Consider the following 9688-nt stretch of genomic DNA (forward strand, 5'->3'; position numbering starts at 1 on the left):
CCAACTTAAATGTTTCACTGTAGAAACGATGTACTTTTTTTTGCATAAATAATAAAATATTATGCAGCAAAAGGGTGTCAACCTAATCCCGTATAAGACCCACAGCTTTTTTATAATAGGTAAGGTTTAGTTGTTGGCGTGTTTGGGCATTAATGTGCTCCATCCATGCTTGTTGCCAAACGGTTTGAGATTCTAAATAATTGGCAAGGGTTTCCATTCCCACGTCATATCGATCTTTGCTTACTCGCATATTTTCTTCTGCTTGTTGTAATGAACGGGAAGTTAATTCTACTTCCAACATAGATTCATTGCATTTATCTAAGGCCTGAGATAGCTCCAATTCCATCATCTCCATCATATCATTGCGTTGCAGTTGCATGATATCGCGTTCGGTTTTTGCGGCACGAACCTTGTTGCGCCCTTCGCCCCATTGAAATATGGGCACACTAACAGAGGCTATTACTGAAAACGATGCATTATCCAGTAGTTTGCTGTCATTCATCTTTAGTCCGTTTATATAGCCATAATTGGCCATTATGCCTATTTGGGGCAAGAAATCACTTCGTGTTAGTTTGATTTGTTGTTCTTTTAGTTTCACTTGTTGTTCGAGTATTGCATATTCCGGTCGCTTTGTATAATCTTCCGTATGTTCAAAATGAATAGAAAATGAATCATTAAATGGTTTTGGAAGAGTAATAGATGTAGTAAGAGGAAGCCCAATGATGTGGCAAAGGTTTTTGCGCGATAGGTTTACTCCGTTTTCTGCCTGACGCACTTGCAGCTCAGCTTCATTTAGTTTTACTTTTACTTTTAAAACATCGTTTGTGTGTTTAAGTCCAACTTCTTGGGCATTTTGCACATTACGCAGCAGCTCATTCACTACCTTTTGATAAGAAAGTGCTACTTCTAACAGTGCATTTGTTTGCACATACATCCAGTATGCCTCATCGGTTTTTACAATAACATCGGTTTGTGTCAGATGTTGATTTAACCGGCTTATCTCATTGCCAATTTGGGATATACGATAACCGGAAGCAATTTTTCCTCCGCTGAAAATAGGTTGCCGGGCTTGCAAACCTGCCATCCAAGTGCCATTAAGTTTGAGAGATAAATCCATTTCCGGAAGATAGCTTACCGATAAACTTTTATTCATTTCTGCCTGTGTATACAAATAGTTTCCGGATGCCGAAATCTTAGGAAAGAAATTAGCCAAATATGATTTCTGAGTATATTCGGCTTTCGCTTTGTTTCGCTCGGCTATGGCAATAGAATTATTATTCTTTAAGGCAAGTTCCCGACATTTTTCAAGGGTCATAACCTCTTGTGCTTTAATATCTCCAAAGGTAAGGGTGCAGATCAGTCCGCACCACATTATATGTTTTAGCTTCATTATATTCATTTATTGATTTTGATTTTAAAAAACAAAGAATAAAGAATAGGAATAATCAACAAAGTAATTAGTGTACCCACAAGCAAACCACCCATAATGGTTACGGCAAGTGGACCGAAAAGATCGTCAGACAATAAAGGTATCATTCCCAGAATAGTAGTCATGGATGCCATCATCACGGGTCTGAAGCGGCTCGATGAACTATCCAGCAGAGCTTTTATAGGCTCAACCCCTTCGTGCAGTTGAAGGGTTATTTCGTCCATCAGCACTATTCCGTTTTTAATTATCATACCTATAAGTCCGAGTACCCCTACAATGGCAACAAAACCGAATGTTTTGCCCGATGCAAGCATACCAAATATAACTCCGATAAGAAGCAGTGGAATGCAACAGAAAATAACAACCGGTTTCTTATAATCTTTAAAAAGCATAATAAGAATGGCAATCATCAATACAATGGCTAAAGGAAAATGTTTGAATAAATAGGTTGTCGACTGTGTGCTTGCCTTACGTTCTCCTTCCCATTGCATGGTATAACCGTCGGGCAGCTTGATGGCTTCTATTTGTTGGGCTATTGAGGCTCTGGCATCTTCTGCTCCTACACCGTTTACCGGATTGCATTGGGCACGCATGGCACGCTGACCATTATAGCGAATAACGAGAGGGTCTTCCCAAGTGAATTTTATACCATCGGTTACCTGACTAAGTGGAATGGTGCGTAGTATTTCTTCCATCGCATCTTCTCCCGAATAACTCCCTGACATTAAGCCATATAGCATATCTTTATCTAAGGTTGCTATAGATGGCATCATGCTGAAAATAGAAGTATTCTCTAACGATTCTATAGGGTTTCCCCGACTGGTTACCGACTTCAGGTATATGGTTTGTTTGTGGTTATTGTCATAGAAAACACTTGCCGGAATGCCGTCTGTGGCACTGAGCAGTGAAAGCCCTACATCTTGTCGGCTTAGTCCTACGTTTCGGGCTATGGGTTGGTTGTAGTCCACCATTAGGGTAGGCTTTTTAGGCTCCCAACTGGAACGGGCAAGAAAAACTGTCGGACTTTCTTCCATAATGGCAAGTGCCTGATTGGTGAGATCGCACAATATGGCAGGGTCGGGACCATTAAACTGTACCTCTATGGGATATTTCTTATACATCAGGTTATAACGTTTTAATCTGACATAAGCATCCGGATATTGAACAGTTAGCTGGTGTTGAATCTCATCCATAGTAGCCACCAGCTCTTTGGAAGAAGTATAGTCTACAATAAGTTCTCCATACGATAGTGACGGATCGGCCACGCTACGCACAAGGTTGTAACGAGCAGGCGTTCCTCCTACGGAAGCAGTGACGTGGGTAATTTCTTTTCGTGTCAACAAATAGTTCGTTATTGCTTGAAGATCTTCATGAACCTTATTGCTCGAAGTTCCTTCGGGTAGCTTATACTCAATGTAAAGTTGGTCATAGTCCATATCGGGGAAGAAACCTTGAGGCAGGAATCTGAAACAAAACAGAGAAATAAAAAGCAATACCACTGTTAGTGATATGGTAACTGTTCGGTGATGAAGCACCCACGAAAGGGTTTTCCTAAGTGCTTTATAATAAGTATTATCAAAAGGGTCTTTTCCTTCTTTATCTTTTTTGATTTTTAAAAAGTTGTCGGCTTGAATGGGTACATACACCAAGGCAAGCACCCAGCTAAGTAAAAGAGAAACTGCCAGAACAATAAAAAGGTCGCGAACATAAATGCCGGCAGTGTCGGGCGAAAGAAAGATGGGGAAGAAAGCAAGAATGGCAATCAGCGTTGCTCCAAGAAGTGGCATAGCGGTTTTTCTTCCTATAGCTGTGAGCGATTCTTGTTTGGATATTCCACGCTGCATATCTATAAGTATGCCATCCAGAATAACTATGGCGTTGTCTACCAACATTCCCATGGCAAGAATGAAAGCCGCAAGTGATACTCGCTGAAGCGTGCCTCCTGTTATATTAAGAACAAGTATTGACCCGAAAACAATGATGATAAGATTAAGTCCGATAATAATGCCGCTTCGCAATCCCATAGTGAATATGAGTATAAAAACAACTATTGCTACCGATTCTATCAGGTTAATCATGAACGTGTTCAATGCATTATTAACGCGGTCGGGTTGAAAAAACACTTTGTGCATTTCGATACCTGCCGGCAGTCTGCTTTCGCTCAGTTTTTGCACACAGTCTTCTACTTTTTTACCTACTTGTATTATATCGGCTTCGGTTAGGGCGGAAATGGCAATTCCCAATGCTTTTTGATTGTCATAACTCATGCTGTTGCGTACAGGTGTTTCGTAGCCCATTGAAACCTTGGCAATATCTTTAAGTCTGAATTGATCTCCCTGATGTCCTTGCAGTAACAGGTTTTCAATATCTTCGACATTACGATATTTATCGTTCACGGTAACGCGTATTCTGAAAACATCCGCATCATAGTATCCGGAATAAACGGTTTTGTTTTGTCCTCCCAGTGTTGAAAGTACTTCGGCCGGAAATATACCCAGATTGGCAATCTTGTCTTCGTATAGTTCAATGTTGATGCACTCTTTGTTTTGTCCATAGATATCCACACGCGATATTCCTTCTATTTCCAGTATATTGCGTTTCAGCAGTTCGGCATAATCTCCCAGTTCGCGATCGGAAAAGCCATCGGAGGTAAGGGCGTAAAACATACCCATTACATCTCCAAAATCATCTTTAACAACCGATACGGAAGTTCCTTCCGGCAAAGCCGGTTGTGCATCAGTCACTTTACGGCGTAGCAAAGTCCACATTCCGTCTACCTCCTCATTAGATACCAATGTGGAGAGATTGACTGTGATCATTGATAAATCGTTCATTGATCTGCTTTCCACATATTCAATATTCTTCATGGTGCGGATAGACTTTTCCAGAACATCCGTTACTTCCATCTCTACCTGATGGGCAGATGCACCCGGGTAGGTGGTTACTACCAATGCTTGTTTAACTATCAGCTCGGGGTCTTCCAGTTTACCCATACTTTTAGTGGCAAGCACTCCTCCAACTACAAGTGCTGCAATGAGGAAATTAACCAACTTGCGGTTTTTCAGTCCCCAGTTTCCAAGATCAATCATAGCATTCCTCCTATATTTGTGGGCGATACGCGTGGCAACAACTTAACCTTTTCTCCTTCTTTTACCGAGTTAACGCCTCTTGACACAACAATCTCTCCATGTGATAGTCCGAAAGAAATGATCACTTTTCCATTGTGCAATATCTCGGATACTTTAACGTTGCGAGCAGAGATGGTTTCGCTTACCCGGTTATATACCCAAACCATTGTTTGAGTATTCAGCTCAAAGATGGATGTAAGAGGAATAGATACTGTTTCTGCTTCTTCGTTTTTATATTTTATTGTCACCATGGTCGACATTCCGGGTCCGGGTTTTTCTTTCTCATTACCAGTAAGGCGCAGACGCATGGTATAAAGTTGATTCATGTTTGCTTTTCGTGTTATTCCGATAAGCTTCAATGGAAAACTCTTTCCCGGATAGATATCGACCACACAATAATAGCTTTCGAAATTATCACGACGTATATAGTCGGAAGAGGGTATGTTTATTTCAATCTCATCTGTACTTGCACTTATCATTGATAACACGGGCAGGCCTGCACTCACAGTTTCGCCCGGTTCAAAAAGACGTTTCTGAATATATCCGTCGCATGGTGCATATAATTTGGTGTCGGTCAGTGCATTCTTGTGTGCTTCGTACTTAGCTGTAATTTGCTTGAGTCCGTAAACGGCTTTGTCGTATTCATTGGGGGCAATACTTCCTTTTTTGTAAAGTGAGATAACTCTTTCCGCTTCGGCTTTCAATCTATTGTATTCTGCCTCTGTAGCTGCCAATTGTATTTTGTAATCGCGAGCATCTATTTCAGCCAATTGCTGTCCTTTTTTTACATATTTTCCGGCATCAACATATATATGAGAAATAGGACCGCCAATGCGGAAAGCCAAATTTATATCCGAAGCTGCTGTTACTTTTCCCGGAAAAGTAACACTTTTGCTTTCACCATAAATCCGCACAGTATCTATCTGTACAGTTTGAATATTGCTTTTCTCCGTTTTATGCTGCTTGCAGGATAATAGCGCAAGAAGCATAAAACTCATTATTGATAAAATTACTGTCTTTTTCATTCTATAAGTAGGTATTCAAAATTAATTAATATATGAATTAAAATAGCAAGCATTTACCCCGAGAGGGGTTATGCACATTGAAAAGACAAAGGTACAGGTGAAAGAGATGGGATGTATCTTTTAAATTTACCCAAAAATGTTCAATATGTACTTTTTAGAGGCTAAATTGGTTGTTTGTACGCTTACATTATGTTTACTTTGTTTTCAAAATAAAGAGTTATGAGGAAAGAAAAAAAGAATAAACAAGACTTGGACGATACCCGGTTAGGAAAATCACTGCTGTACGATCTTAATAAAGAATTTGAAGGTAGATTTGAGTCTTATCTCATTGCTCGCGAATTGATAGGTGGAGGAATTGTGGTTTGCCTACAGGGTGAAACCGAGTTTCTTCTTGATTTGAAAAGCTATAAACTTAAAAAAGGAGATATGTGTATTGTATTTCCTTTCTCTATATTTCAAACAATCAGTAAAAGCGATGATTTTGAGAGGTATGTGATAGGTGTTGACATGGAGCTCATTAAAGATATTCAGATACCATCGGCAACAGAATATTATTTGTATATCAAAGATAACCCATGCGTGTCTTTGGATGAAGAAGAACTTATAATGGTATTAAATCTTTTAGATATGATGATGCAGAAATATTCTATCGCAGATCATCCCTTTCGGCGAGAGATTGCTAAAAGTATGTTCAAAGTAATCTATTTTGAACTTGCTGCCATTTATTGGAAGCGCAATCCGATTGTTCACGAAAACGTTCCCCGGAAAGATTCGCTTGTTCGAGAGTTTATGTATATTTTGGCTTTGAACTACGATAAGCACAGAGAGGTAGAATATTATGCAAGCAAATTATGCGTAACTCCTCGTTATCTATCATCTGTAGTTAAAGAGAAAACCGGGTCGAGTGCATCGCATTGGATTGATGAAGTAGTTGTGAAACAAGCAAAGAATTTACTAAGAGGGCGTAATTTGAGCGTTCTTCAAATATCGGAAAAACTAAACTTTGCCAATCCTTCATTTTTTGGACAATACTTTAAGAGGCAAACAGGCATGACTCCAAAGAGGTTTAGAGATGAAGATATTTAGAAAAGCGCTTTTATACTATGCTTACCGCGTCATTATAATACTTGCTTTTCCCTTTGCTGCGAAGTGCCGTTTTTCTCTGCTGCAAAGGGAAAATAAGAATTGATTGAGCCCAATTTATAGCTCTACAATAATGCTTCATAAAGTAAATCTCACAACCTCCTTGTCCCTATAAATAAAAGGTGTATTTTTGTAAAATCTGCGGCATGACTTGCAGTTTAATTAATATATGAATTACCTACTTAACAGTTTTAAGAATAACCTCTAAAGAATGATGAAAAAAAACAAAATGCTGGCTGCATTGACAGCCTGTTTTCTCTTTTGCGGTAATCTGACCGCGCAACAAACCGGATTCGATTTTTCAGGTCAAAGGCGAGAATCACAGAAAGTCCTGACTGTTCCGGGACAGAAGTTGGATCACAAAGGAATAATCATCAACCCCACTCCACAAGAGCTAAAGATTGGAAATGGCGACAAACTGGACATTTCAAAAGGATTGGCTCTGAATGCCAAGAATGGGGATTTTTCTGTAAACATGGATTTTGTGAATCTCAATAAAAAGGGAGCTAAACTCAACATTAACTTCGGAGCTGATAAAGCTGCGAAACTTGGAGTAAAGGCTGTGTCGGGAGCATATTCACTGAGTATTAGCAACAAAGGCATAACCATCACCGGGTACGACGAGAGGGGAGCTTTCTATGGCATCCAAACACTTCGTCAGATCATTGAAAGCCCGGCTTCGGCCAACTTTCAGTTACCTTATCTGGAAATAAAAGACCATCCGGACCTTCCACACAGGGGAGTAATCGAAGGGTTCTATGGCAACCCCTGGTCGCACGAAACAAGGTTGTCTCTGATCGAATTTTACGGCAGGTTCAAGATGAATATATATTTCTACGGTCCCAAAGACGATCCTTACCATAGTTCTCCTCATTGGAGACTTCCTTATCCGGAAAAGGAAGCTATGAATATAAAGGAACTGATAATGGCGTGCAACCGCAACCGGGTCGATTTCGTATGGGCCATTCATCCGGGTAAGGATATTAAATGGAACGAAGAAGACTATCAAAACCTAAAAAACAAATTAGAAGGAATGTATGACCTTGGTGTACGATCCTTCGCTATCTTTTTTGATGATATCACAGGAGAAGGAGTAAATCCCGTAAAACAAACTGAGCTTACCAACAGGGTCAACGAGGAATTTGTGAAAGTGAAAGGAGATGTAACACCACTGGTGATTTGCCCGACCGACTACTCTAAAGCATGGGCTAAACCGGGTCCCGATGGCGCTCTGAGCATCTATGGTAAAACATTGGATCCCTCGGTACAGATATTCTGGACAGGCGATGTAGTATGTAGCGATTTAACGAAAGAGACAATGGATTGGATAAATTCAAGAATCAAAAGACCAGCATTCTACTGGTGGAACTATCCGGTTACCGATTACATAAAGAACACAATAGTTTTGCAAGGACCAGTTTACGGGCTGAATACATCACTCACCGCAGATGATCTTTGCGGTTTCGGAAGCAATCCGATGGAAAACGGCGAAGCATCGAAACTGGCTTTATATGGTGTATCCGACTATTCCTGGAACATTGCGGCATACAATCCGATCGACAACTGGGAAAGGGGGATTGCCATGCTCGTTCCCGGAGCCGCAGAAGCATACAGAACTTTCGCCATTCATTCATGCGATACAGAAACAGGCTACCGCAGAGCAGAATCGTGGGAAACCGAAACATTCCGGATCGATAATTATACCCAAGAACAGTTCAAGGCTCTTTTAAGTGAATTCGAAAAGATTGAAAAGGTGCCTGCACAGATGGAAGCTGGTTGTACCAACAAAGCACTGCTAAATGAACTTCGTCCGTGGCTCACAGAGTTCGGCAAACTCGGCACTCGTGGTCGTAAAACCTTCGACGCCATCAAATATCATGAGGCTGGTGATCAGGCAGGCTTCTGGAACACATACGTAGAAAACAGTATGAGCAAAGACGACAAAAAGGCTTACGATACCCATAAGTCGGGCACACTGAAACTCCAGCCATTCTATGTAAAAGCAATGGACGATATGCTTTATAAGTTCTTTACCGCCCTTACAGGAAAACTACCAGAATCTTACAAGGCAGTAGGCACTTATGCTAATGTTAGTTCCGTATCGAGCAAACTTATGTTCGACAATGACGACTCCACCTTTTACACAACAGGAAAAGCGCAAAGAACCGGACATTGGGTTGGCGTGGATGTAGGCTATTTAAAAGAGATTTCCGAAGTCCATATTATTCAGGGAAGAAGGAGTGAAGACGTTGACTATTTCGATCATACGATTCTCGAATACTCCGAAACCGGCAAAGACTGGGCACCGCTGACAGATAGTATCAAAAATCAATATGTTATCAATTGGACCGGAGAACCGATAAAGGCAAGATACGTTAGGCTAAGAAAACTGCAATCAGCCAAGACCAATTGGATGGCTGTGCGTAGATTCGACATCAACCCTGTGAGACGAGAAAAACTCGGTTTCAACCTTGAGGCCAATGATGAGTCGTTGCAGGCTTTCGACTACAACCCTATCACGTCATTCATGAACAGTGGCATAATGTCGTTTGGAGTTGCTCCGAATGTAGCAGGTTATACTTTGTTGTTGAAGTTGCCCACATCAAGCCAAGCAACAACAGCAGTTCCGGTAAAATTTCGACAGTTCGATGCAAAAGGTAAATTGCTCTCGGAAGTAGCGATTGACAGCCATTTCTTCAAGGCGCAACTCGTTGCGGGTGCATCCCGGATAGAGATTGAGGGAAAAGTGGAAATATTCGAGATTCTTCCGCAAGGTATATAAAAAACAAGAGGCTTGAACACAGAGGCACAAAGACACAGAGTGGTTGATTTTCAGTAAATTAAAAACTTCTGTGTCTCTGTGCCTTCGAGACTGTAATTTAAACTGTGTCAGTAAAGAATAAATTATTAACTTTACTAACACAGTTTTTTTTATGAAAGAAGAATTTGATTTTGAAAGCATT

General features: G+C 40.6%; 5 protein-coding genes. 2 read left to right on the forward strand and 3 right to left on the reverse strand.

Translation table 11 applies throughout. The features are described from left to right. Positions 1-82: 82 nt before the first annotated feature. Genes D0T60_RS18105 through D0T60_RS18115 form a run of 3 tightly spaced genes read right to left on the reverse strand, consistent with a single transcriptional unit; the run spans position 83 to position 5582 of the window. Positions 83-1390 carry a TolC family protein gene (locus tag D0T60_RS18105; RefSeq protein ID WP_163219819.1) on the reverse strand — a complete coding sequence of 436 codons (1308 nt, stop codon included), beginning with the start codon at positions 1388-1390 and terminating at the stop codon, positions 83-85. A gap of 5 nt (positions 1391-1395) precedes the next feature. Beyond that, positions 1396-4518, reverse strand: a complete 3123-nt coding sequence (locus D0T60_RS18110) for an efflux RND transporter permease subunit (protein ID WP_203558374.1) — start codon at positions 4516-4518, stop codon at positions 1396-1398. After that, entirely contained in the window at positions 4515-5582 is a 1068-nt protein-coding gene (locus tag D0T60_RS18115) for an efflux RND transporter periplasmic adaptor subunit (protein ID WP_239059606.1), read from the reverse strand. Before D0T60_RS18115 ends, D0T60_RS18110 begins: the two co-directional genes overlap by 4 nt. Positions 5583-5801: 219 nt before the next feature. On the opposite strand from D0T60_RS18115, the gene D0T60_RS18120 reads away from it, so the two are divergent. Together D0T60_RS18120 and D0T60_RS18125 are read left to right on the forward strand one after the other, a co-directional pair. Further along, complete coding sequence (locus D0T60_RS18120) at positions 5802-6668, forward strand: AraC family transcriptional regulator (protein WP_163219821.1); 867 nt, start codon at positions 5802-5804, stop codon at positions 6666-6668. A gap of 268 nt (positions 6669-6936) precedes the next feature. After that, entirely contained in the window at positions 6937-9507 is a 2571-nt protein-coding gene (locus D0T60_RS18125) for a beta-N-acetylglucosaminidase domain-containing protein (protein ID WP_239059607.1), read from the forward strand. The last annotated feature ends 181 nt before the right edge of the window (positions 9508-9688 follow it).

It is taken from the genome of Bacteroides sp. 224 (genome assembly GCF_010500995.1).
GTDB lineage: Bacteria > Bacteroidota > Bacteroidia > Bacteroidales > Bacteroidaceae > Bacteroides.